Origin of the sequence: Afipia birgiae 34632, from assembly GCF_000308295.2 — a bacterium.
In the GTDB taxonomy this organism is placed as follows: domain Bacteria; phylum Pseudomonadota; class Alphaproteobacteria; order Rhizobiales; family Xanthobacteraceae; genus Afipia; species Afipia birgiae.
This window is the reverse complement of sequence record NZ_HG326652.1, coordinates 1,758,186-1,780,564: the sequence shown is the minus strand read 5'-3', so window position 1 is coordinate 1,780,564 and position 22,379 is coordinate 1,758,186. Positions and strand designations below refer to the sequence as shown.

17 protein-coding genes and 2 pseudogenes are annotated in these 22,379 nt (G+C 58.4%); 8 read left to right on the top strand and 11 right to left on the bottom strand.

Going from position 1 to position 22,379, the window contains the following annotated elements:
• Nucleotides 1-150: 150 nt before the first annotated feature.
• Nucleotides 151-1,410, top strand: a complete 1,260-nt coding sequence (locus tag BN32_RS08505) for a T6SS phospholipase effector Tle1-like catalytic domain-containing protein (RefSeq protein ID WP_019197732.1) — start codon at nt 151-153, stop codon at nt 1,408-1,410.
• A 39-nt stretch (nt 1,411-1,449) separates the two neighbouring features.
• Here BN32_RS08505 and BN32_RS08500 read toward each other — a convergent pair whose 3' ends face one another.
• Genes BN32_RS08500 through BN32_RS08485 form a run of 4 tightly spaced genes read right to left on the bottom strand, consistent with a single transcriptional unit; the run spans nt 1,450 to nt 6,283 of the window.
• Nucleotides 1,450-2,055: a Mov34/MPN/PAD-1 family protein gene (locus BN32_RS08500; protein ID WP_244438117.1), complete on the bottom strand. Its 606-nt coding sequence runs from the start codon at nt 2,053-2,055 to the stop codon at nt 1,450-1,452.
• On the bottom strand, nt 2,022-3,806 hold the full coding sequence (locus BN32_RS08495) for a ThiF family adenylyltransferase (RefSeq protein WP_019197730.1): 1,785 nt from the start codon (nt 3,804-3,806) through the stop codon (nt 2,022-2,024). The genes BN32_RS08500 and BN32_RS08495 overlap by 34 nt, the downstream gene beginning before the upstream one ends.
• Nucleotides 3,799-5,016 carry a nucleotidyltransferase domain-containing protein gene (locus tag BN32_RS08490; protein WP_051488496.1) on the bottom strand — a complete coding sequence of 406 codons (1,218 nt, stop codon included), beginning with the start codon at nt 5,014-5,016 and terminating at the stop codon, nt 3,799-3,801. The genes BN32_RS08495 and BN32_RS08490 overlap by 8 nt, the downstream gene beginning before the upstream one ends.
• A 16-nt stretch (nt 5,017-5,032) precedes the next feature.
• Nucleotides 5,033-6,283 carry an SAVED domain-containing protein gene (locus tag BN32_RS08485; protein ID WP_019197728.1) on the bottom strand — a complete coding sequence of 417 codons (1,251 nt, stop codon included), beginning with the start codon at nt 6,281-6,283 and terminating at the stop codon, nt 5,033-5,035.
• A 413-nt stretch (nt 6,284-6,696) separates the two neighbouring features.
• On the opposite strand from BN32_RS08485, the gene BN32_RS08480 reads away from it, so the two are divergent.
• From BN32_RS08480 to BN32_RS08460, 5 genes are all read left to right on the top strand, one after another.
• Nucleotides 6,697-8,148, top strand: coding sequence for a Wadjet anti-phage system protein JetA family protein (locus BN32_RS08480; protein ID WP_019197727.1), 1,452 nt, complete (start codon nt 6,697-6,699; stop codon nt 8,146-8,148).
• Nucleotides 8,135-8,866: a DUF4194 domain-containing protein gene (locus BN32_RS08475; protein ID WP_019197726.1), complete on the top strand. Its 732-nt coding sequence runs from the start codon at nt 8,135-8,137 to the stop codon at nt 8,864-8,866. The genes BN32_RS08480 and BN32_RS08475 overlap by 14 nt, the downstream gene beginning before the upstream one ends.
• Nucleotides 8,859-12,338, top strand: coding sequence for an SbcC/MukB-like Walker B domain-containing protein (locus BN32_RS08470; RefSeq protein WP_019197725.1), 3,480 nt, complete (start codon nt 8,859-8,861; stop codon nt 12,336-12,338). The genes BN32_RS08475 and BN32_RS08470 overlap by 8 nt, the downstream gene beginning before the upstream one ends.
• Before the next feature lies 1 nt (nt 12,339).
• The gene (locus BN32_RS08465) at nt 12,340-13,512 is read left to right on the top strand and encodes a Wadjet anti-phage system protein JetD domain-containing protein (RefSeq protein WP_019197724.1); all 1,173 of its coding nucleotides are present in this window, start codon (nt 12,340-12,342) and stop codon (nt 13,510-13,512) included.
• Nucleotides 13,513-13,598: 86 nt separating this feature from the next.
• Entirely contained in the window at nt 13,599-14,450 is an 852-nt protein-coding gene (locus tag BN32_RS08460) for a pPIWI-associating nuclease domain-containing protein (protein WP_019197723.1), read from the top strand.
• A 42-nt stretch (nt 14,451-14,492) separates the two neighbouring features.
• Here BN32_RS08460 and BN32_RS08455 read toward each other — a convergent pair whose 3' ends face one another.
• The 7 genes from BN32_RS08455 to BN32_RS08420 all read right to left on the bottom strand — a co-directional run bounded on the left by BN32_RS08455 (nt 14,493) and on the right by BN32_RS08420 (nt 19,619).
• A complete protein-coding gene (locus tag BN32_RS08455; protein WP_019197722.1) occupies nt 14,493-16,070 on the bottom strand; it encodes a recombinase family protein in 1,578 nt (525 codons plus the stop codon).
• Nucleotides 16,060-16,545 (bottom strand): DUF2924 domain-containing protein, encoded by a 486-nt coding sequence (locus BN32_RS08450; RefSeq protein WP_040425586.1) that lies wholly within the window; start codon nt 16,543-16,545, stop codon nt 16,060-16,062. The genes BN32_RS08455 and BN32_RS08450 overlap by 11 nt, the downstream gene beginning before the upstream one ends.
• Nucleotides 16,542-16,892: a DUF3489 domain-containing protein gene (locus BN32_RS26110; protein ID WP_040425585.1), complete on the bottom strand. Its 351-nt coding sequence runs from the start codon at nt 16,890-16,892 to the stop codon at nt 16,542-16,544. Before BN32_RS26110 ends, BN32_RS08450 begins: the two co-directional genes overlap by 4 nt.
• A gap of 99 nt (nt 16,893-16,991) precedes the next feature.
• Nucleotides 16,992-17,222 carry a hypothetical protein gene (locus BN32_RS08440; protein ID WP_040426166.1) on the bottom strand — a complete coding sequence of 77 codons (231 nt, stop codon included), beginning with the start codon at nt 17,220-17,222 and terminating at the stop codon, nt 16,992-16,994.
• Nucleotides 17,223-17,292: 70 nt separating this feature from the next.
• Complete coding sequence (locus tag BN32_RS08435; protein WP_019197717.1) at nt 17,293-17,577, bottom strand: helix-turn-helix domain-containing protein; 285 nt, start codon at nt 17,575-17,577, stop codon at nt 17,293-17,295.
• 949 nt (nt 17,578-18,526) lie between these two features.
• On the bottom strand, nt 18,527-18,958 hold the full coding sequence (locus BN32_RS26755; RefSeq protein WP_156946956.1) for a DUF5681 domain-containing protein: 432 nt from the start codon (nt 18,956-18,958) through the stop codon (nt 18,527-18,529).
• Between the two features lie 13 nt (nt 18,959-18,971).
• On the bottom strand, nt 18,972-19,619 hold the full coding sequence (locus tag BN32_RS08420) for a DNA-methyltransferase (RefSeq protein WP_156946955.1): 648 nt from the start codon (nt 19,617-19,619) through the stop codon (nt 18,972-18,974).
• Nucleotides 19,620-19,779: 160 nt separating this feature from the next.
• Here BN32_RS08420 and istA point away from each other — a divergent pair.
• Nucleotides 19,780-21,562 (top strand): annotated as a pseudogene (istA, locus tag BN32_RS08415) (IS21 family transposase).
• Nucleotides 21,540-22,308: pseudogene (istB, locus tag BN32_RS08410) on the top strand (IS21-like element IS1631 family helper ATPase IstB). Before istA ends, istB begins: the two co-directional pseudogenes overlap by 23 nt.
• The last annotated feature ends 71 nt before the right edge of the window (nt 22,309-22,379 follow it).

Here is a 22,379-nt window from a genome sequence, read left to right as displayed (position 1 = left end):
TTTCCGCCGATAGCACGTCGCGTCAACTCTGTGGACGTCGAAAGCTGGTTCAACGCCGCGCTTGTCCTGGCGCGCATTCACAACGTTGCGTCAGATGTGAAGGTTCAGAGGTAAGCTGTTACGCAGGCACAACCTTGGGGAGGGGCAGCAGTGAAGAACATCGTCGTCTGTTGCGACGGAACGGGAAATGAGATCAGCGAGAACATCTCCAACGTTCTGAAGCTCTACCGCGTACTTCGTAAGACCGGAAAGACCCAGCCGCAGCAAGTGGTATTCTATGATCCGGGCGTTGGAACACTTGCCAGACCGGATCCATGGACCAAGTTCAGGCAAGATGCCATCGCTGTGCTTGGTTTGGCGACAGGCTACGGTCTCGATGACAACGTCCTTGCTGCCTATGAGTTTCTCGTCAGTCAGTATGAGGACGGTGACGAGATCTATCTATTTGGTTTCAGTCGCGGTGCTTACACGGTCCGCGTCCTTGCGGGACTTGTTCATAGAATTGGACTCCTTTCGCCCCATCAGCGGAATCTCGCTGGCGCTGCGTTGACGGCGTACAAGCAGGCAGGATCCGTGGTCGATGCGGTTCGGGCGGCAACGACGGAGGAATCTGAACGCGGAGAAGAAAGCGGCCAACCTGTTCCATCGACGAAGGACGATCGCGCCTCGCAGTTCGCCCGGATCGTTTCGTCGAGATGGCCGACAATCAAGTTTGTAGGAGTATGGGATACGGTCGCGAGCGTGATAGTCCCGCGTCCGGATAGGTTCTATGCGTTCAGCCTGCAGACGCTTGCCAACACCAGAAACAATCCGAGCGTTCGTATTTTCCGCCAAGCGATTGCGATCGACGAACGAAGAAGGATGTTCAGGCTGGATACCTGGGATGAACCGCAGACATTCATGCACAACAGATTCAGCGCGACGAACAACGCGGAACCTCAGGACACACAGCAAGTCTGGTTTTCAGGCGTTCACGCCGATATCGGAGGAGGCTATCCGGAGCTGGAGAGCGGTCTCTCGAAATATCCTCTGATCTGGATGATCGACGAAGCTGTGAAGCATGGCTTGGCCGTCGACCCGAGGACGGTCAACCAGTTGGCTTGGGGAGTGCAGCGAAAGGGGAGTCCGTTCAGTTACATCAGACCCGATATCATGCGCGATCCGCATGACTCGATGTCGACCGTTTGGCGCCTGCTGGAGGGGTTGCCGAAGGGTGACAGATACAAGGAGTGGGCTACTCGCAAGTCGTTCCTCGGTCACTACATCCCTGGCGCCGAGCCACGCTTCATACCGCCCGAGGCATTTGTCCATCAATCCGTCGTGGACAAAATGGCGGCTGTCCCAAACTACAGGCCCGAAAATTTTCCGAAGAGACATAGGGTGATTCCTATGTCCGCAGGTCCGGCGTAGACGAACGGTAACAGCTACTTATGATCGAAGTTGCGGCTGTCAGCTTGTTTGTCCGGAATCTGGCATTCCAAAGTCGGCCGAGCTTCTTCCAAGGTCCGCCGACCGGCGCGAAGTTGACGTGAACGAAGAGCCAATCGACGCAGCCTTGCGCGATGATGCTAATTCGTAGACGGAGGATTTGTCGCACACAGAAACGCATATTCCCACGGGAATTGGGTTTCTGCCGACGACAACCATAATGAAGCCATTCAGCGCGTGGTAGGAACGACGTACGCAATCGGCGATGTTTCGGCGGTCGATATGGGAAGGCGATGCGACGTCCTCCGGGTGGGTATGCCAGCAGCCTACGAAATGCAGTCCGCGCGAAAACATGTCGTCGATCTCGCGCTGTTCGGCCCGCTCGTCCGGCCAGTAAGAATAGCGGGAGCGCCGATCTCCGCGCCTCGGGCCGGTCGCGACGTCGATATTGATCACCGGAAGCTCGAACCGCGCGAACAGAAGCCCGCCAGCCTCCTTCTGCCAAAAGCGCGTTTGACGGTGCCGGTTGAAATGCTTCAAGACGCCGTCGCTGAACGCGAGCGACTGTCCCGATTGCCCGATGTCGAAAAAGATCACGCCGCAAGATCCTTCGCGGCCCGGCTCCAACGTCTTTCGATCATGGTCGCGCCGTCGAGCGCTTGCGGAGCGATGGCTCGCAGTTCGTCGCTCCACGCGCCGCCCGCGGCTTCCACGAAGGCGCGGCGCGCGAGCCAGATGCGATGTGTGGCCGACACCGCCTGACCGAGAAGGGCGTCGAGCGCCGTCTGTGCGACCATCGACGTAATGAATCCGAGCTCCACGGGTCCATAGGGATCGAACGCCGCCCCGCAGGCGGGTTCGTACTGCCGGGTTTCGTGTGCCCATCGTGTGGCGACGAGATGCGGCGATCCGGTGGCGTCCAACCCATCGCGCAGGCGGTCACCGCCGGTGGAGACGACGATCGCGTGTCCCGCAGCGGCATGCGGCTCCGTCCAACCGTACACGATCGGAAAACGTCGTGTTTGGGCGGCCTGCCATTCGTCGAGAAGGGACTCGCTCGGCCAATCGCCGAGGGCGGAGACGATAAGGTGGACGCCGGCGAGGGGACAGTCGGCGCGGAGAAGGAGATCTTGCACGAGCGAGTTATGATACTCCACCTCGATATGCGGCAGGTCCGAGCGGATGCGCTTCGTGAGCTCGATTGTCTTGGACGCGCCGATCGAGCCTACTCCGAGAGAGTGCCTGCCGACATTGGCGCCCGTAAAAGTTTGCTTGTCGACAAGGATGAGCTTGCCGACGCCGGCCCGGGCCAGCGTCATGGCGACGGGTGCGCCGACCGATCCGCATCCGAGAACGGCGATGGTCGCCCCCCGCAGCGTGAGAATCCGCGGATCGTGGTCGCGCCCGTGAACCCAGGTCGGATCGACGCGCTCGACCGAAGCGCGGTCGGCGGCTGCTCCTCCGAACAATCTAGCGTGCAGCACATCTTCGGGTACGCGCGACGGCCGGAAGCCGGCGATCAGCGGATCTGATCCACGAACGATCTTCGGTCGGTTGACTACGGTGGTTGCGAGCGCGGGTCCGTTCTCGGTGTTCGCGCCCAGCATGACGATCATGCGCTGGCGTGTCTCGCGGGCAAGCTCGTCGAGATGTTCCGCGACGCCGGCGCGGGCGGCCATGTCGTATACGTCCTTTGCCGATGACGGGTATTCGGACGGCAGCGGCACAGCATCCAGCCAGACCAGTAGGCCGTTATGAAATCGGAGCTCGGCTGCGGGAATTCCCGGAGCGAAATTGCGAAGCCAATCACGCAACTTCTCGTCATTGTCGGCGATGATCGTTCTTCTGGTGCCTTCCCAGATCTTGACGACCCGCGATGGCGGCACCGGTTCGATCAGCGAGAGGATGGTGCGGGTCGGTCCGCGCTCTGCATGATGCCAATATGTGAGGAACTCGGTCTGGAAATCGCCGGTGCGTTCGCCACGGATCAGCGCTTCGATCAGGTCGTACGTCCTCTCGAGCAGGTGGGCTATTCCGGCGTACGGATCATCGATAGGGAACGTGGCGTAATCCGGCACCAAACAGAGTGCGCCGTCGCTTTCGACATGAGGCCAAGTCAAAAAAAGAGGTCGATCGACCAACGCAATTCGCGCGGGCACAAAAGGAAAGCCCGCTGTCACCAGGACATCGAGCCGGCGCCGGCAATCGGGAAACTCGCAGTCGAAACGCCAGCCGATTTCGATCGAATGCCGCCGGTAGGCGGCGAGTTGTCGGGCGTCGAGCCTTCGCGGCCGCAACCCGGCTTGCTGCCAGTGCGATTCAACGACGCTGACGGCTGATTGGAAGCGCTTGGTAAGAGGGGCGATGCCCTCAGGCATTCCGGCGATCTCCCTCGATGCGAACTGCAGAACTTCGCGCCTCCGCCTCGCTGCGAACGAGGCCGGCCGTCAGGACGGTCGGCGTGCCGAGGCGCGCGGCCGACCGCTTGCGGACTCGGTCGGCGAGGCCGCGGCCGATCGACTTGGCGAGGTTCTCTGTGATGAGCTGCTTGTTGGAGAGCTCGGCGGCCTGAGCGAAGTCGCGACGGGCCTGTTCTAGCCACTCGAAGAACGCCGCTGCCCGCTCGGGGTGCTTGCGCCATTTATCTGCGAAGTTTTCGGTGGGATCGCTGGGGTTCGCCACGACGTAGCTACCATCGGGTGCGCGGGCGATAAACCGGTCCATGCCGTTCAGAATGGCGAACAGCGCATCGGAGATCTTTGCTTCGCCGTTGTAGGCGTGAGCTGCGAGCGTAGTGAGGATGATCGAGATCGGACGCTCGTCGGATCGCGCAATGAACATAATGTCGCGGTGACGTTTCAGGATCATGATGGCTGACTGCAGCGGGGTCCGCACGGCGTAGAACGGAATAGGCTCGGTGCCAGCGCGGACGCCCTTACGGATCAGCTCCCGCTTGCGCTCCTCGAAGATTACTTCCATTCGGCTTCGGAACCACTTGAGATAGCCGCGCGGATTCGACCGGGGCCAATCGGAAGAAAGGGTTCGATACGCTGGATGATCGATGTCCGTGATGGCAACTGCAGTGTCGGCGAACGTCGCGTTGAGTCCGCGCGAGAGAAGAAGCGCGCGCTGCTCGGCGGCGTTCAAGAGACCGGGCGTGACGTCCATGTGGAATTGGACGCCGTCTGCGTATTCCAGGCGCCAGCAGCGTCGATGCTCCTCGAGGGGCTTATTCATGTTCTGCGCGTGGGCGTAAAGCTTCATCTCCTCGCCGAGCAGGTGCTTCAACTGCTGCTGCGTCGTCTGCGACTTCGTCAGCTTGCGGAACTCGCTGACGGCGTCGATGTCGTAGTGCTCCTCGTCGCTGATCGGCGGGATCACCGTGCCGAGGCCGAACGAGCCCTGGACGTGAACCTGCGGATCGAACTGCCGGATGCTGGAGTTCGGACGGTTCAACCAGTCTCCCAGCGACTTGTAGCTCCGTTCTGCCTGTTCGTATCGAGACTCGGGAATTGCCAGCGAATCCGCGAGATCCTCAAGCGTCTCTTCGGCTTCAGGGGTAACCGTGGGACGCATGTACACGTTCATTCCGATCTCCGTGATGTTAGCCGGCGTGTTCGAGAGTGTGGGCGAGGGCGAAGCCATTCAGCTTCCAGTTCTGGTCGTAGATTGCGAGGGACGGGTGCGCCTTCGGTTGCCAGGATCGGCCGGCCTCTATGGCTATCGAGACTGGAGTGGCGGGAAACACGTTTACCTTCGTGTTCTCACCGTGGACGAGTTTGATGTCGTCGAGCGTTTTGCGGAAGAGCTTGGCGAAGACCGCAATGTCCTCTGGACGGCGCACAATGTCGTTGTGCGTGCCGGCGGTCGAGATAGACCAGATCGACGCTTCTGGACCGAGCACTTTCCGGACGCGCTCGTCGACGACGGGTGCGCTGATCTCGAGCTTGAGCGCGACGGGGCCGCCCGTCCGGTCCGGACGATGGAGGTTGTACTGGACCGGGAACGACGACGGATCCCACTTCCAGCCTTTCGGGTCGCGCAGGAACTGCCGCACGTCGGCGGTTGCGATGTCGGAGATCAGGCGACCGAGTTCGAAGAGCAGGGGAATGGGCGCTAGGCCGAACACAGTAAGGCGCCGGATCTCCTGGCGCTCCATCCTACCACGAACCTTTTCGCCGAAGACGGTCCGCAAATTCTGGACATGGGTGGGCCAATAACCGGGATCGTCGTCGCGAAGATCGAGCGTGACCAGGTCGAGGTCGATCCAGCCGTTGTCGAGCGGATAACGCTCCGGGATCATCGACCATTTGACGGCGCCCTTCTCGACAGGCGACTCGTTGGTGCCGATCTTGGCGGCGTATCGGATGACGTGGCTGCCGAGATCCTCGTCGATCCCGCCCACGATGCGGATGCGGTCCTCATGGCGTTGCTTCATCTCGCGAAGGACGTCGACCGAATGCGCACCGACCATCTCGCGATCGACAACGCGATGATGCGCGTCGCAGACGAGCATCAAATTGTCCGGATCGTGCGCGAGTTTCGGCGAGAGGATCACGTCGCCGCGCGGTCCGTCGGGGGAGTCGCCGACGATGTGGGCGATGTAGGATTTGTTGGCGTTCTTGGCGCCGGAAATCTGCTCGCCGATCAGCAGCTTGTTACAGCCGGCGTACTGGCAACGGCCGGCGGCACGGCCCCACAACACGTTCTGAACCCTGTTCGGGATGAGCTTGCGAGGCGTTTTCTGGCCGCGCGCGCGTGCAGTCTTCGTTGTCCTAGTTACTCCCACCGGAAACTCATTCGGCGGACCTTCAGCACTGCTGAGGGCAGACTGCTCTTTGACCGAGATTGACATGGGCTCCCCACTCGTCCCAAAGCCTCCCCGCTTAAGGACGTCGAATCGAAGTGGGAACCATCAAAGCGAATTCAAGATGTGGGGTATGCAATCTTAATTTGCACTATATATTGACATTTCATTTAGAATCAGATTGGCGACCTTGGATGCGTGGCTGCACGCTTATCCTATTCAGCCATGTGCTCATCCAATCGGTCCTTTAACTGCACAAATACCAAACGGTCTCAACTGGCCTAAGGATGCTCCGTAACATTCGGTCGGCGAATTTCTGCCTTGGACCGAAGGCGGATATTCGGTGCTGTTTGTTCGCAGCATCTTGCTGTATTTGTTGTTTTTATTCACACTTGCTCTCATAGGTTGCGGGAACAATCCTTTCGCGTCTGCCCGCCGACTTGCTTAATCAGGGGCGCTCCATGACCGGGGAAGAAGCCTACGAAGCACGCTCTCGAATATTTGGCGGTTTACCGCCGGATATCTTTCGCATTTTTTCTGGCGAGGCGCGTTGGTTCTACGCCGACCTTCTGGAGCACATCGACCGCGATGTTTTCGGAGATATTCCGGGCGTCGTTTCGCGGCAGGAAATCACCCAGGCGATTCGAGAATTTATCGATCGTGAGGGGCGTAATGTACAACTTGACGATGAAGCTCCGTACGCGCCGGCAGCGGAGACCGCAGATGCCAAGGCCCTCGTCGCGTACCGGCGGCTTCTCGACACGGGGTGGCTAACCGAATTTCGGAATCGTTATCGCCGCGTTGTCGATATGAACGCCAACGGGCGCCTCATTCTGACAATCCTACTCGAAATCAAAGCAGGACGAACGCGCTCCTACGGCGGCGAAGTCTTGCAAGTTCTGTTGCAGCTCGAAGGAGCCGATAAAGATCCCGAAAATAGGTCGGAGGCTGTCCGCAATGCGGAGCGGTCCGCCAAGTCCTTTATGCATCACTTGCGCTCGATCTCAAGCGCAATACGGCAAATTGAAGAAGAGCTGGTCGGCCAGACCGATATGCGGACTCTGTTCAGGAAGTTCTTTGACGATTTCGTCGAGCATTTCTTGATCTCAGATTTCAAACGGCTGAAGAGTACAACCAATCCGTTCCGGTTCAGACGCAAGATCATCGACACAGCGGAGGGCATCCTTGCCAACGAGATAAGGATGACTGTCCTCTCCGAAGCCTACGTCAAGGAGGGGCGCGGCGAGAGTGTTGAATACGCGTATGCGCTAGTTACTCAGGAATTGCGCAACGTGATCTCGGTATTTGACCGGATCGGGGACTATCTCGAAATTATCGAGGCCACGAACCAGCGGCTTGAACGACGAATTTCCAATACCTTGCGATTCATGGATCGCATTGCGGAGACGAAGACCGAACGTGTGATCGAGGCGTTAGCCAAGCTCGGCGACCTGGCTGGTCCTTCCTCGCTAGAGCTATCCCTCCCGCATAGCCTTCTTCCGGAACAGGCGGTGATCGGCAGGGAAGACCTCTATCAGCACAAACGTGAGCGGGAAGCCGCAAAACCCCAAAAAATCCGGCGCGAAGCACCAGATCCAGCATTTCTCGCCTATCGTGCGGCGCTTGATGCCTACCGCGGCCGTACGGCAATCGCGGCCGCCAAGATGGCGACCTATCTCGAAACCGCGTTTGGCGAAAGACAGGAGCTGCAAGCGGCCGACATGCCTCTTTCGTCGCTAGATGACTTCTTCATTTTCGAGCGGCTCCGTACCTTACAGCAGATCGGCGACGGCGCCCTGGCGCGGCGCTACGCGATCGAAATCAAGCCCACACAATTCGAGAATGAGTGGATCTCGTGTCCCGACTTCGTCGTTCGTCGCGTGGGGAAGGTAGCGTCGCATGCTGGAGCTTGAAGAACTTCGCGACCTTCTCGAAGGTCGGCGGGGCAACCCGCCCGTCGAGAAGGTCCATATTGAGACCGCGATTCAGGCGCTCCTTGCCCATCAGATTATTTATCCGGATACAAGCCTGCTTCGGCGAGAAATTTACGACCTCATTCGCCGTCACAGCACATTTTTCGAGCGGTACTTCGGTGCGATGGGGGTTAGCATTGTCATTGAGCCGCCGACCGGAATGATCGCGCTGGTCCGGGGCCAGAATCGGTACGGCTGGCAATTCTCGCGTCTCAAGAAAGATGAAACTCTTGTCCTGCTTGCGCTGCGCGTTATCTATGACGAAGGCTTGCGCGCGGGCCTTATGGACGAAGTCGGTCGGGTGGAGACCAACACCGACGAGATATTCGACCGAATCCGGACGCTTGGAAAGGCAGATCCACCGATTGAGTCCCGGCTAGAAGAAATCCTGAAGTCGTTGCGGCGGCGAGGAGCCGTTCTGTTGCATGATGCGGATCGCGTCGAGCGACTTACCCCGGTTACGGTCCTCCCTGGCATAGCCATTCTTGTCGATGATGTCTTTACCGCCTCTGTTGTGAAGTGGGTGGAGCTGGGAGCGTCTGAAGAATTCCTTGCTTGGAGTGCGCGCGAGCGCGACTCAGCTGTCGCGCCGGATAAGGCTGGATCGTCACCGGAACGGCAACGTCTCGATCCAGACGAGGCATCTTCTGATGTATGAGCTCACGCGCCTTTCGTTCCACAATTGGTATGTTTTCGAGGTTCTTGACCTCGATGTGAGCGGCATGATCGCGGTCATTGGACCGACAGGAGCGGGCAAGAGCGCGATCCTCGACGGCCTTCAGGTGGTCATTACAGGTAATAATGGGAACTTCATCGACCTCAATCCTTCTGCCGGCGAGAAAAGCGACCGCACGGTCCTGAGCTATTGCCTTGGCCAAGTGAGTGATTTCGATCGTGGGGCACCCAAACGTGAGCGGTGCGAGACGGTTCTCGCTCTTACGTTTCGCGATACGATTTCGGACGAGCCGTTGACCATCGGCCTGCTTCTACATGCGGATCACAACGAGCGAACGGAGTCGTCGCGGGCGCTGTTCATCGCGCGGGGCTACGCATTCTCGTTTGAAGATTTTATCGAGCGCGATGAAGACGGCGACGAGTTTGTAGTTTCCCATGACGAAATCATCGAACGGTTGAAGAAAAACCACGGCAAAGCCCTCACGCTGCACGCTCGATCGACGCAGTTCGTCGCCGAGTACCTGGCCGCGATGCGGCCGCGCTCATCACCGGATGCGCGGCTCTTTCTGCGCAGCTTTAATAACGCCGTCCTAGCCAGAGAAATCCGCGACCCCACAGACTTTGTGAGGCGCTTCGTGCTTGAAGCGGATCCCCTCAATGTCGAGCGCATCCGCTCGTCCATTGAGACATGGCGGTCGATGGAAAAGCGCGCTGAAGAACTTGAAATGGAAATCAGAGCTATCCGCCTTATCCGAAGTCGCTTCGCGACATGGGCAAGGCAGACGCTTCAAGCGCAAACGGAAGAATATGTTGCTAGCGCCTCGGAACGCATGCGGCTGGAATTTGAGATCAGGGAGCTAGAGAAAGAAAAGGAGCGGGCGGACCAAGAGAACGCATCGCTTAATCGGCTGATTGTCAACCACACCAGCGTTGTATCAGAGAACCGCGACCAGATTATCCGCAAGCGTACCATGCTCGCGGAAGGCGAGGGTGCATCAAAGATTCGAGCCATTGAGGTCGAAGAACGGGTTGCCAACGACGATAAGGCCCGCGCCGTCGCATCATTCGACAGCGCCATGAATGAGTTTCGCCACATCTCCCAATTTTCCGCGATACGTCAATTCGTGCCGATTGTGCATCACGGTGCCATACAGGCGGCGGCGGAGCTTGTCCGCGCTGCCAGCGAACAGACCACGGAGCGGCTTGTAGCTGAAAGCGAATCCTTGGCGGAAACGGCGCAGCGCGCGTTAGCGATCCTTGTGGTGCGCGCATCGCTCGCGCAGCAACGCGATATTCGAATCGCGGAAATTGCCGAAGACCGTCAGCAGTTAAGCAATCTGGAGCAGTCGCTTCGCGGCGCGAATAACGGACGCGCAAGTGTGCTTTCGCCCCATGTGCGGGAATTTATGAATGCTCTCGCGCGGAACGATGTTCAAAGCAGCGCTCTTCCAGATGTTGTGGAGATCGCCGACGAATCGTGGGCTCACGCCTTGGAGATGCTTCTTGGACCGAACCGAGAAGCGCTGATCGTGCCGGAGTTGCAGCTTGAAAGGGCGTTTGACTATCTGTGGCGGCACCGTTCGAGCTTGCACGGTTGCCGGATTGTCAATACGCGCAAGACCCGACGCGGCTCAAATCGCACCCTGCCGCAAAGATCGATTGCGAACGTGTTGCAGACCGACAACATTGACGCGCGTGCCTTTGTCGATACCCAGGTCGGACGCTATGCTCGCGCCGATACGGAACAGGAATTGCAGGATTACGATCACGCCGTTATGCGCAACGGCAAGACGACTGCCGCGCTTTCGCTGCGGGTGTTTAGCGATCTCAGCCCTATTCTTGGAAAGACGGCGCAAACTGCGGCGTTGGCGTCCGTGCAAGCAAAATGTGCCCTCCTTCGAAACCAGATTAGCGAGAAGGATCGGGAACTGAAGATGCTCGACAGCGCGGTCACGTACCTCGCGGGGCTCGAACGTAAGGATGACATCGCATCGCAGTTGCGAGAAGCGGCGGAAAACGTCAAGCGGGCTGAAGCGCGGAGAATAGCGCTCCGGAAGGATCGGGAACAGATCGAAGATCCCAAGAGCCAAGCCCTTCGGCTGGAGATTGAGCGCATCGAAAAGGAGACTGCTGGTCACGAAAAAGATCTGACAGAGTTGCGTGAAAAAGAACGGACGAGCACTACGCGTTCAATTCGTGCCGTCGAGCGGATCACGGAGCGTCAGGACGCCGTCGCAAAGATGTCGATGGCCGCTGAAGCAATTGAGCGAGAACAAGCCACCGATAGCATGGCGAAACTGATCGCCTTCGCAGAGGCGGGCGCATTTACGATCGACGAGGCTCGGACGACACTGGGTGTGCAGGTATTCCAGAAGCGCGGCGAAGAGGTAAGATTTCTCGCGGAGCGCCGCGATCAAGCAAGGCAAGCCGCGGAGGAACATGCGCGGCTCGCGCGCGACAACGGTACGCGTGCCCTACGTGAATTTGGCGAGTACGTCCGGGAGTATATTCAAGGCCCAAGTCCTCTTCCAGAGGACGCCGGCCATGCTGAGCACTGCTTCTGGTGCGCCACGCGGGAGAAGCGGCTCGAAGAACATGAACTCCGGCCCCACCGCGAGAAAGTCATTCAGGCCCGTCATGAATTTGAGGCGGCGCTTAAGGAAGACCTGCTCGCCAAAATGTCCGACCGGTTTGAGAAGATAAAGACGCAGCTCGACATTCTGAACAAGCGGCTCGCCGCATATTCGTTTGTAGGCCAGAAGTACTCTTTCAAAAGGTATATATCCGCGGACTTCAAGCCGCTCTACGATCTCGTGAAGCGCATTATCGGAAGCCAGGATGCATCATTTGCGGCGTTGGCGGATAAGGCAAGCACAGCCGATGACGAGATGAAGCGCGCGATGGCGCAAGTGGAGGAGATCGTTACGCGCGATCAGGATACGCGCCGCTTGGAAGACTACCGGAATTATTTCGAGTTCGAGCTGTTCCTGGAGAATCAAGCGGGTGAACAGCAAGCGTTCTCGAAGCTGGTTGGGCTTTTATCGGGAGGGCAACGCCAGGCGCCTTATTATGTGGCCATTGCCGCCAGCATGGTGTCCGTTTACTTCCCCAAAGGGGGACGCGAGGGCAGTACCGAAGGCATGGGTTTGGTCGCATTTGATGAAGCCTTTAACAAGTTGGATATCGGTAACACGCAGAATCTTATTACGCTCTACCGTGATCTCGGGCTTCAACTGGTCATCGCAGCACCCGAGATTCACCGTGCGACGTTCCTTGAATCAGTGGACTGTATCATCTCGGTGACGCGCATGAGCGGCACGGATCGCGTTGCCGTCGATGCCGAACGGATTGGTCCGAGAGCTCAGGCCGAGATGCAGGCAGCCAATCCGGAGCATCGCGGCGTGGAATGGTTCAGGACAGAGATCGAGCAAGCGACGCAAAAGGCAGCGGAATAACGTGAGCGCAAGCAAGGCACGCGACATTTTGGGCACTCTTCTCGACCGGGTGGAACGTGTCCCAGACAGGACACGCCAACCGGCTGAACGCGCACCTGCCGACTTCCCTTCTGCAGCGGAGCGTGCGGCATTCGATCGGCTTCTTGCGGATGCAGAGCGCCAAGGCGCCATCAGCGTAGTCAAAGGCCGCGGTGAGGCGCAGCACCTAACCGAACGTATCCGATTGAGAGATGCCGTCCGCCTTTACGAGTTTCTTGGAAGGATTCCGGCGGTCGAGCGTGCAAGAGCGGCGGTATCTCGACTATGGGCGTCTGTGGCACCAAAGCACACCGACGCGGTAGGAGCGCGAGACAGTATTATCGACGGATGGCTGCGGGGACAGCGGCCGTTCTCGATTAGTTTTGAGCAGGCGGATCAGGCGGTAGAATTCATCACAGCTCTGGATGCCGTTCTTGCGCGTGATCCGATGGACCGACGCGATCTTCGAACGTATTCCGGGCAAACTACAGGCAATACCAAGCTTCTGGAACGGTACGCATCGCGGATCATCAATTTCCTGAAGCAGATCGGAAGACTCGATGCCGATCTGTCTGACAATGAAGCCATGGCTAGCCTGGGCTTGGAGAAGTTTTCGCAGCCCGTCTTATTGGCCGGTCCGGTTCGACTCGCGGGCGTGGATCTCGCGGGCTTGGTTTATGTGGGGCTTCCTCCTGAACAAGCACCAGCGATCGAACCAGCGGGTGCGATCCGATCGATCATCACGATCGAAAATCTCGCAAGCTTCAATCGGCATGTGCGGGAAGCGCTGCAGGCCGACGACGTGGTCGTCTACACCGGTGGTTTCCCGTCGAGGGCAGTGGCAGCGGCGTTGGTAGCGATTTCACGGTGGCCCGGAATCACGCGTATCCATCATTGGGGAGACATCGACGAAGGCGGCCTGCGTATCGCGCTGCATCTAACGTCCCTTGTATCAATCCCGGTCCTGCCCCATCTCATGAGTCCCGCTTTGGCGCGTCTGCACGGAAGCCCCGGCAAGGCGTCGCGGAAAATCGATCTGCTACCAGGCCACCCGTGGCAATCCTTGGCTACTTTCTTGGGAGGGGATGACGCTCGATTTCTTGAACAGGAAAAGATCGATCCGGTGCCCACTACTACCGTTGAAGCTGTCTCATGATTTGTCTGAGGCCAACTAACAAACGAAGATTGGCGTCAAATACACAATGGTGGCTCGAAATATGGCCTCGGTAATGCGGGCTTCAAATGCCGAATGATGACTTGGTAAAGCGGCTCGAAGGCCGGCTCCAGGATGATTTTTCTCGAAATTTGCTACGCGGAGCGATCGCTGCGCTGGACCAGGAAAACGTTGCGACAAGGGCTCAGCATTTCTCGGTAAGCATGCGCGATCTCAGCGACCACATGCTGAAGCAACTGGCTCCGGATGACGACGCGATCAAATCATGCTCTTGGTACGAGCCGCACCCGAAGCTCGAAGGCCCAACTCGCCGCCAACGTGCCTACTTTGCAAGCCGCGGTGGTCTGACGGACCAATTTTTAAAGTGCGGACTAAAGGTCGATCCGAAGGAATTCCACACCGAGATTGGCCCTGCATTTAACGAGTTGAACAAGCGTACTCATCTAAAGCCTGATACAGTTATTAGTGATCCAGCCGAACTCGAAAATCTCGCAAATGAAACCATCAGCGCGCTGCTCGAGATCTTTGAGGTGACCGAAGACGTCCACAGGGAGGTTATAAGCCGGATCGAGGGGCATCTCTATGATGAAGCAGTCAAGGCTTTCATAGACGAAACAATTGACAGCCTTGATCTGATCGCCGGACATTATGAGACTGGGGGTATCCTCTACGATGAAATGCGCGTTCTGAGCATAGATGGTGATATCATCCGCTATGAGATTACCGGTAGCGTTGATGTCACGTTGCATTACGGTTCGGGGTTGGACGCCGCAATGATCGAGGAGAACTTTCCCTTTGTTTGCACGACAGCGGCCACCATAGCCGAGCCCCTTCAGCTCCTTTCAAATCAAACCGAGACGAAAGTCGACACAAGCTCATGGCACGGGGAGCCAGAGGACGATGACGCGTCGTGCCCGTGAGGCGGAGACCACATCAATGAATGTCTGCGCAAAAGCGGACCTTCACATTCCACACAATTCGATCTGCGAATGGCGCGATGATGAAAGGCCGATGGCACGTCGCTGCGCGGCCCACGACAAGGGCAGGGTCGGCAGCATCGCGGTCAGCGTCAGGCCAGCTGGCTGGTCGCCCTGCAACATCGCCGTGAGGATGTCGGGCGCGAGAAACGCCAGCCGCAATTCCTGCCGCAGCATTTTCGAGTGGGCCTTGGCAGAGGCAGCGAGCGCTTCAACTGTATCGAAGCGACCGCCCTCCAAATCCTTGATGCGGGCATGTGCCCGGGCGATGGCATGAACAAGGACCGGGTCAGCCTCACTGTTGTCCTTGGCTCGATACTTCGGTGATGTCGTTCCACTTGCAGCGTTGACCCAAGGAATAGTTAAAGCCCGGAGGCCAAGCTGCGGCGGGAAGACAATCGTAATCGCATTCTTTGAGACGACGACGCGTTCAACATGGATCTCAATCAACTCCGCATCCGGAGTCACAATAGGATCTGGTCGGCCGCATTCCATGCGTACCGCCTGAAGCACGGTCGCTTCAAGTTCCATAGCAGAAATACGTGAGAGAGAGCCGGCCGCGGCCTTGCGTCCCCGCAACAGCGCCGCGCTGACGTAGAACCGATAGCGGACGCCCTTCTTGGTCGAGTAGCTCGGACTCATCCGGTTATCGCGGTCGTCGAACAGTTTGCCCATCAGCAGCGCGCCACTCTCTGAGCGTCGATTTTTGCGGATCACTTTGTTCGCACTCAGCCGCATCTGCACCGCGTCGAATAGTTTCGCGTCGATAATGGGCGTGTGTTCGCCGGGATGCCATTTTCCCTTGTGCGAAACCTGCCCGACATAGATCCGATTGTTCAGAAGATAGGCGAGGGGACCATAGGTAAAGCGCGACGCTACGTGGGTGTCAGATCCTTTGGATTTCTTGACCCGAGACCGAATACCTTTGGCATCAAGATCAAGCACCAGTGGCTCAAAGCTACCTAATTCTAGGTATCGTTTGAAGATAAATTGGATCGTCTCAGCTTCCGGCTCATGGATCACCAACTTTTTGTCGTGCGTTTTGTAACCAAACGGGACGTTGCCACCGGTCCATTTGCCCTTGGCGCGAGACGCGGCGATTTTATCCCGGACCCGCTCAGACGAGAGCTCTCGCTCGAACTGAGCGAAGGATAGCAGAACATTCAAAGTAAGCCGCCCCATTGAGGTGGTGGTGTTGAACTGCTGGGTGACTGCCACGAACGAAATCGATCTCGCATCGAACGCCTCGACCAGTTTGGCGAAGTCAGCCAACGAGCGGGTGAGGCGGTCGATCTTGTAGACGACAACCACATCGACCCTATGGGCCTCGATGTCAGCCAACAATCGCTTGAGGGCAGGGCGCTCAAGATTGCCGCCCGAGAAGGCCGGATCGTCGTAGAGCTGTGGCAGTGCTTTCCAGCCCTGCGAGGCCTGACTCTTTATATAGGCCTCGCAAGCTTCCCGCTGGGCATCAAGCGAGTTGAATTCAAGCTCAAGGCCATGCTCGGTCGATTTGCGGGTATAGATGGCGCAGCGCAGGGTTTTCGGAGAGTTACTTGCCATCGGCAGACCCTTGAGGCTTTGCCCGCAGCCCGAAGAACCGCGGTCCATTCCAGTTGGTGCCGGCGATCAGGGACGCGATTTCGGAGAGTCCCGCATAGGTCTTGCCGTCATAGGCAAACCCGTCCGGACGAACCACGACGCGGTAGCTCTTGCCCTTCCATGTCCGGACGAGTTCTGAGCCGGGCTTGATGCGGCGTGGAAGCTCCAGCCGTCCGTTGGGTTTGGCAGCGATGGCTTTTACAAGCTGGTCGAGCAGGCGCTTGGTCGGACCAGGCAATCGGCCATAGGCTTTTTCCTGAATTCGATGAGCAATGCTCCGGCGCAGCAGATCAGGCCCGAATGCTTTCGGCGGGTCGGTTCGTAAAACTTCTCGGTAGCGTTTGCGCAGTTCGGCGATGGGGGCTGTTGCCAGCCGGACCAACTCAGCTTCTACGGCCGGATCGGCTGGCTTCATGGGTGAGGGGGCTTGGATCATTTTGTGGGCTCACCCTTGACGATCCGATAAACGCGCTCGTCACCCACCATTTGCGACGTGAGATTCAGGTTCAGCTTTGTGCGCACGGTTCCTGCAAAGAAGCCCCGCACCGAATGTTGCTGCCAACCCGTAGCCTTCATGACGGCTGCGATGGTGGCTCCGGCGGGAGCATGCAGCATGTCCAGGATTTTGGCCTGCTTGGAGGATGCGGCGGTAGAGGCGCTTGGTGCCGGAGCTTTCTTGGGCGGGGTGGAGGGGCGGGACGTCGTTGTACGCGCGGTCCCTCGCTTAACGGCGGTCCCTGATTTCGGTTGAGTTTTAGACTTTAACTTTCGGCTTGTGGCCATCTGGCTCTCCTTGCATCGTCCGACAGCATCGTTTGCTGCCACTGACGCAAGACCGCCTCTGGCCAGAGCCGCGCGGTAGGGAATTCGCGGCGGTTTTAGTTATCGCGGATCGGGAAGCAAGGTTTGTCTCACCTTCAATGCGGTACGGAATAGATTCTGAACCTCGCGGGTCGGTCCCTCGACATCCATCAATACTCGCAAAGCTTTCTCGGCCTTACCACGTTTGGCCAACCGGTCAGCTGCTTCTGCGACCGCGATGGTTTCTTCGGCGCAGCTGCGGAGCTCGCTAATCAGTGCGCAGATTACGGTACCGCTGGCTTTCTTTGGCATGACACGCTCCCTCTTGATGCGTCCATGCATGCTCCACGAACCACCGAAGTCCAGTGGATTTGCAGCAATCTTATTGCTTCTTGCGACCCGGCTTCAGAGCTACCTTACGCCCGGCAGGAAGGGGTTTGGGGCGCGGAGCGCCCTTTGGCACCTTGGCAAACAACTCCGCCATATCGGCCTCCAGCACCTTGGCGAGCCGTTCCAGTAGATCAATGGTCGGGTTCTGGGTTTCGCGCTCAAGGCCGCCCACATAAGCCCTGTCGGCGCTGGCTTCGTCGGCAAGCGCATCCTGAGACAGTCCCCGTTCCACACGGATTCTCCGCAGATTCCAGGCCAGGAGCGCACGAGCTTTCATGCGCCAAGTCGGCCATTCCAGAGGCTATTAAACCACTGGATATAGACATGGTATTATGGCATGGACGGTTGTCCTTGGAACGGACTGAAAGCCCCGGACCGACATATGCTGCGATTTGATTGGCAATCTGTACGGTGCGCGCAATTCCTCGGCTTGAAGCCATTCCGCAAAAGACTTGGCGGGTCGGTGAGGAGGTAATCTCGAATCCGTGAGATTGCGTCGATGGTCTAGTTGACCGCTATATGGAGGAAGTGATGCACCTACTTTTTAGCCTTATGGTCGGATTCTTGCCCTTTGCGGTCGCAGTGACCGGAAGAGGGTTCGTTTGGAAGTTTCTTGCTCTCCTCTTCGCGGCCGCAGCTGTAGGGTGCTTTTTGCTCGCGCCGACAGATCCGATCTGGTGGGCGATCTCCTTGGGGTGCTGGGTAATTTCCTGGATATTCGGTGGAATTGCTCGGGCTCGTAGGGAAACGGCAACCGCATCCGACATTACCTTGCGCCGGAGCATCCGTAGATGAACGGCTCATGTGCAATGTTTGTTGTGCTATCCACTATTGCGGTGAGCGGTTGCGCAAGCACGATACGTGATCGACAGCCGATAACGGTTTTATCGTCCCGTCAATCGCTTGATACTCTTTCAAGCTGCTTGATTAGAGAACTGAACGAAGTATCGAAAACTCTCACAAACGATCTAGCGAAATCACTCGGTACGGCCCAGACGATTACCAACCAAATCCGGATACTTGATCCGAAGCGATCGTATGAAATTGGGCCGGTCCAACCGGCAATGATTGATCTTTATGCTGTTAAACTAATCGTTCAGAATGAACGACAGACAGCGATTGAAATCTATTCTGATGCGTCAAACGCAGGATACTCGGCTTTAACCCCACGTCTTGTGACAGCGGTGTCAAAATGCGAATGAAGTAAAAGCAGGTGCCTTTCGAACTCAACGGGTTTTGTTAGAGGCTGCACCGTTTGCAGCCGCTTGTTCATTATTGTACTTGGCAACTAATTCCCTCGCTTGAGCGCGAACGCCCTCCAAGTACTTTAGCTGTTCCCCGTTTAAGGGACGTTGTTCCGGATTTTCCATGATTGAACGGAACGCATTATTCTCCGTCAAAAGTTTGAGAAAGCGAAAGTTGCCCTTCGCGGCCTGATCGACCGCTTGCTTTACGATGAGTCCAAGCTTCCGAATCTTCCTCACCTTTCCATTCTGCCTAATCTCTACGATTGAATTCAGTTCTTCCCGAACCAATTCATCGAAGCTGAGTGTCGGTGTCCTGGGCCTTCCTCGGCGATTGCCTGATTGTCCAGGCTTGAACTTCCCGTGCGCGGGTGGATTGCCAGGCCCAACCGAATTGTTGTCGCGGTCACTCATGATCGTATTCCTTTTACGCCCGATGCGCGATGCGGCGGGCCTTCACCTGCTCGAAAGTCTCATTGGTTTCGGCGACACTTGCCGTCTTTCCGGTCGCAGACTGCCAACGCTGAACGATGACATCACAGTAGAGTGGGTCGTACTCGATAAGCCGTGCGACGCGACCGGTGCGTTCTGCAGCAATCATGGTGGTTCCAGAGCCACCGAAGGGATCGAGAACAATGTCGCGGCGATTGGAGCAGTCCTTGAGTGCGTCGGCGACAAGAGCGACGGGCTTGACCGTGGGATGCATGGCCAGTTCCTCGTCCCGCTTGCGGCCAAAGGCGTTCGCGCCCGGATATTGCCAGACGTTGGTCCGATAGCGACCCTTGCCTCCAAGACCGAAGTTGTTGACCGGGCGGGCACCCGGAAGAACATACGGCACGATCAATTCGTGCTGCGACCGATAGAAGGAGCCCATGCCGGCATTGGACTTGACCCAAACGATCATGTTTCGCGGCTTACCAAAAATTGGATCACAGGCGACCCGCAACTCACCCAAATGGCTCCAGTCCATGCAGGTAAAGACGACGGCGCCGGGCTTGATATGCTTGGCGATTGCAGAAAAGCTCTTGTTCAGGAATTCCGAGAACTCCGCAAACGACAGTTCTCCAGCAGCCATGGCGAATTCACGCACGTTGCGACGACTGGTGACATGTCCGACATTGCGCACATCCCCGTGGGTCGGTCAAAATCCCCCGGGTATGGTCACTTGAAACTCCCCCACTCGATAATCGCGGTCAGCGCCGCTGAACAGCGGTAGCCGATCAGGCAGGACGTTTATTTTCGGTCCCTTTAACCAGCAAGGGGCCGGGGAGTTGAACGTCTTGAAGCCACACCTGCAAAGCACGGTATTTACGTTACTCGATCGCAACGCCAGCCAGCGCGAGATCCACAGGCTGACGGGGGTCGACCGCAAGACGATCCGGCGTTACCGGGCGCTGCGGGCTGGTACGGAGGCAAATTCCCCCGGGGAAGTGACCACCGGCCCGGTGAGCGCGGACGGCCAAATTCCTCCACCCCGACCACCGGCTTCTGGGGCATCGGGAGCGACGGCCGCCGGCAGCCTGGCCCGTTCGGCTTGCGAACCGCATCGGACGTGGATCGAAGAACAGGTCCGCCTGAAGCGGAATGCGCAGGCGATTTACCAGGACCTGGTCGATCAATTTGGCTTTCCGTCCAGCTACCAGAGCGTCAAGCGGTTTGTGCGCACGTTGCGACACAGCGATCCCGAGCAGTTTGATCGACTTGAGTTCCTCCCCGGCGAGGAGGCCCAGGTCGACTATGGCGAGGGCGCTCTGACGATTGATCCCAGGAGCGGCCGGTACCGCCGTCCCCGCCTGTTCGTGATGACGCTGCGCTACTCGCGGCGCAGCTTCCGGCGGGTGGTGTGGCAATCCAGCCAGCAAGTCTGGGCGCAGCTCCACGAAGAGGCGTTCCGGTATTTTTGGCGGGGTCCCCAGCTATGTCGTGCTCGACAACCTGAAGGAAGGCGTCCTCAAGCCGGATTTGTACGAGCCCGAGCTCAACCCGATTTACAGCGCGATGCTGGCTCATTACGCCGTGGTCGCCGATCCCGCGCGGGTGGCCGATCCCAATCGGAAAGGATGCGTCGAGAGCGCGATTCAACATACCCAGGGCACCGCGCTGGCCGGACGGCGCTTCGAGACACTGGAAGCCCAGAACGAGTTCTTGAGGCACTGGGAGGAGAATTGGGCCTCCAAGCGAATCCACGGCAGCACGCGGCGTCAGGTCGAGGCGATGTTCCAGGAGGAGAAGCCCCACCTGCGGCCGTTGCCAGTGGCTGCCTTCCGCATCTTCACCGAGGTCGTTCGGACCGTCTGCGACGATACCACCGTGCGTGTTGATAGCAGCTATTACGCCGCGCGGCCTGCGCCCATCGGCAGCCAGGTCGTGGTGCGGATCTACGCCTCGACGATCGAGATCCGCGATCGCCACACCCATGCGCTGCTGCGTGTTCATCCCCGGATGGCGCATCCCGGTTCGGTCGTCCTGCCGACCAGCGAACGGCCGTTCAATCCGTCGCGGCAAACCGCGGTGCTGCTGGCGAGCGCCGAGCGCATCGGTCCGCAGACCAGGGCGCTCTGCCAGCAAGTGTTCGACACCGAGGGGCGCCCCGGACAGCGCGCGATGTGGGGCATTGTCGGGCTGAGCCGGAAGTATCCGGCACGGCTGGTCGAGCAGGCCTGCGCGCACGCCATCGGCAACCGCATCTACCGTTACAAGCACGTGCGTGCGACCGTCGAGCGGTTGTTCGAACAGGCGATCGCGCAGGTTGGAGCGACGCCACAGCCGGCATCGCCGCTCACCCAGGATCATCCGCTGATCCGCGCTCCAGCCGAATACGGCGATCTCTTCAGCCGTGCCGCGCGGCACGATGCCGGCGCCAATGGCCGGCAGGCCGAGGCTCACGACGACCGCGCCCCTGCAACCCGCGCTCGTGGCGCCTGCGCAACCCCGACCAGCTCCGGCGCCACGAGCGCTCCCGCGGCTTCTCACCTCAAACTGGAGACCAAACCACATGATGACCATGCCGGAAATTGAACGTTGCCTGCGACAGCTGCGCCTGTCGGGCGTTCGCGACACGCTGCAGACGCGTGTGCTGCAGGCGCAGGGCGCCAACCAGCCCTTCCTCGAGACCTTCTCCCTGATCCTGCAGGACGAACTGGACCGTCGTCAGTCCCGCCTTATCGAGCGACGATACCGGCAATCCGGGCTCGACGAAAAGCTCACGCTCGCCGAGTTCGACTGGTCCTTCAATCCCAAATTGCCGCGCCAAACCTGCTTCCAGCTCCACACCCTGGCGTTCATCGCCGCCGGCGAGAACGCGCTGCTCGTCGGCAAACCTGGCACCGGGAAGTCCCACATCGCCAAGGCGATTGCCTATCAGGCGATCCTGCAAAGCCACAAGGTCCAGTATCTTGAGACCGACGACTTCTTCCACCGCTACGTCCTGAACTCCCCGGCGCAACGCGAGGTCCGGCTGCGAACCATCATCGACTGCGATCTCCTCGTGCTGGACGATCTGTTCCTCGCCCGCGCCATCCCTGACGACGCCGGCGCCTTTGCTGCAGACCCTGATCCATCAGCGCTACAAACTGCGCCGCAGCGTCATCGTCACCTCCAATCGCGTCGTGCAGGATTGGGGAACATACCTGGGGGACAACACCATGAGCACGACGATCCTCGATCGCCTGATGCATTATTGCCATCTGCTCGAGTTCGATGGACGAAGCTATCGGCTCAAAGAGGCCGCTGAAGCCCTTGCCCGGGAAACAATGTCAAACTAACAATCATCATGTCCTGCCTCGCGGGGTGGAGGAATTTGACTGACCACACCCGGAGGAATTTGAAGTGACCC